This window comes from Lactobacillus sp. UMNPBX17 (genome assembly GCF_002553735.1).
GTDB lineage: Bacteria > Bacillota > Bacilli > Lactobacillales > Lactobacillaceae > Lactobacillus > Lactobacillus gallinarum.
This window is the reverse complement of sequence record NZ_PCYT01000111.1, coordinates 1-2267: the sequence shown is the minus strand read 5'-3', so window position 1 is coordinate 2267 and position 2267 is coordinate 1. Positions and strand designations below refer to the sequence as shown.

At 34.4% G+C, this 2267-nt stretch carries 2 protein-coding genes; both read right to left on the bottom strand.

Annotation, left to right across the window (positions count from 1 at the left end; genetic code table 11):
• Positions 1-205: 205 nt before the first annotated feature.
• Positions 206-1534 carry an RNA-guided endonuclease TnpB family protein gene (locus CP368_RS09685; RefSeq protein ID WP_013085970.1) on the bottom strand — a complete coding sequence of 443 codons (1329 nt, stop codon included), beginning with the start codon at positions 1532-1534 and terminating at the stop codon, positions 206-208.
• Positions 1518-2141, bottom strand: coding sequence for an IS607 family transposase (locus tag CP368_RS09680; protein ID WP_065991183.1), 624 nt, complete (start codon positions 2139-2141; stop codon positions 1518-1520). The genes CP368_RS09685 and CP368_RS09680 overlap by 17 nt, the downstream gene beginning before the upstream one ends.
• Positions 2142-2267: the final 126 nt, after the last annotated feature.

Genomic DNA, 2267 nt, shown 5'->3' with positions numbered 1-2267 from the left:
AATGTTAGAAAATATTGGTTAAATATATCCACTTTATTTTATTTGAATACATTTTCCTATCTTATCTTCGTTTATTAATATCTGCTTTCAACCTTTTTAGCACACTCCCAAACTTTTGCTAGCTTAGAAACTATAAGGACAACTTTACAAAAGCGTCAACCGATAAACTTGGATAAGATTTATATTTCCTTTGCTAAGTAGTGCCCTAAAACTTAGGACTCCATTTAACTGGACGTAACACTACGCCCGCTATCTCGTCATTCACTTGGAAATTCGAGAATACTTTTCTAATTATTTGCAAAGCTCCGTTAATATCCGCATTGATTAAGCGGTCATCATTAGCTTTAAACAAACCACGTTTAATTCGTCTGTTAACAGGGCTTTTACCTTGTCGCTTTCTGCTTTTATTGCCGTTTTCCCAACAAGGCTGTTCATGATCTAAACTACTAGTTTGACTAGTGTAACTTTCGTTAGTTTGAATAACAGTAATTCCTGCTAAATTAGCCTTGTACTTAATCATGTCGATCATCACCTGGTGAGGAATCCCAATAAAGTTTTGATTATTTCTTTTCCCCATATTTGAACTTCTTTTCCATGATTTGTTCTTACCAATGACAATTGTGTTTGCCTCACAGTTTAACGCATAATCCACGATACGTTTAGATGCTTTGTGGGCAAATTGCCTAATTTTGTCATTGCGCCAAGCGGTAATTTTCTTCATGGCTTGGGTATCTTGATAGACAACTTTCTTACCTTGTTTGGTATTAATTATTCGTTCAAGCTGATGGTGTCTAGCTTGAAGCTGTCTTAATTCAGCACGCTTTTTATTATAATACTGGTTAACCGACTTAATTCCACGACCGTTAATGAGTAGTGGACGATTACCAGTGTTAGAAGCGCAAGCAAAAGCATTATCAATTCCAGGATCAATCCCAATATATTTACCGTTATCTGGTAAGTATTTAATTTCTTTATTGGCTTTATATGGAACAATTACTTTATAACCATTAGCGACAGGTTTAAAAGCAACGCGTCCAATTTTTTCAATATTAGGCGCAAGTTTTAGCTTTAAATCCAATTTTGGAACAATCAAATAGCCATCTTTAACTTTAGCGTTCTGATTAGTCACAAAGAAGGTATGGCGTTTGTCCCGTAAATAACGGGGCAATCTTGGTTTTCCGCTAAACTTACTAGGATTAGCTTTGTAGGCTTTCAGCGCTTTAAAGAATGCCTGCCAAACAGTTGTGACCTCTCTTAAAGTCTGTTGTGCCGATTGGACATAGCCTAAGCTATGATAAAGCATTAACTCACGCTTTTGATAACGCTCTTTAAATATTTGATCGAGTTGACTATAGCCTTTAATATATCTTTTCTTAAAGAAACCTTGTCTTAAGTCAAAAAGGGCACGGTTGTACAAATTGTGTGCTACTAAAGAATACTCATCAAGCTTCGGATTAGCTTTAATCAGATATTCACTGGCTAATTGCTCATATTGCAGATCATTTCTAGGAACTTGCTTATTCTTTTTTGCCATCTTTTTCACCGCCTTTCTGATTTAAGGTGCTTTCTATAAGCTTACGTTCCACTCGTCTATGAGAATATTCTCTCATAGAGAAGCAATGCAGTAGGCTGATAATTTCTTCAAACAGCTCTTCTTCATCAGTCTTAGGATTCAGCTCATTTGAGATAGTTTCAATCGCTGTCCCGTAGTTTTTAAACAAGTATTCAAATAGCTCAAACCCTACACGACTCAATCTATCTTGATGAGTAATGATTACTCTTTCAACTTTGCCTGCCAAAACTAAGTCTAATAATTTAAAGAACTGTTTTCGATTTTTAAAAGAGATGCCACTGGCAATATCTGAAAAGGAATTATCGACATGATAGCCTTTATTTTCAGCGAAATCACGTAATTCTTGCATTTGATTAGCTAAATCATGTTTTTGCTTATAAGTAGAAACACGACCATAGAGAATAGTCTGACGAGGAGTATGTTTATTTTTAAACAACCAAACCGAATCATCGTCAAACTCAAATTGACCTGTTGGCTTTTGAACAGCTTTAATAAAACCTTTTTCACGATAACGCTTCAAAGTTGAGCGGCTAATTTGAAGTATTTCCATTACTTGATTAGCTTTCATAGTTTCACCTCCTTAACTAATATTATATCATATGTATTCAATAAATAGGTGAAAAGAAAATAAAAAGATCATATTATTACATCAAGACTAATAATATGATCTAATTTAGTTAATTATTTCTTACTA

Coding starts and splice junctions, on each gene's coding strand:
- CP368_RS09685 (WP_013085970.1), bottom strand. CDS start 1,534: ATGGCAAAAAAGAATAAGCAAGTTCCTAGAAATGATCTGCAATATGAG.
- CP368_RS09680 (WP_065991183.1), bottom strand. CDS start 2,141: ATGAAAGCTAATCAAGTAATGGAAATACTTCAAATTAGCCGCTCAACT.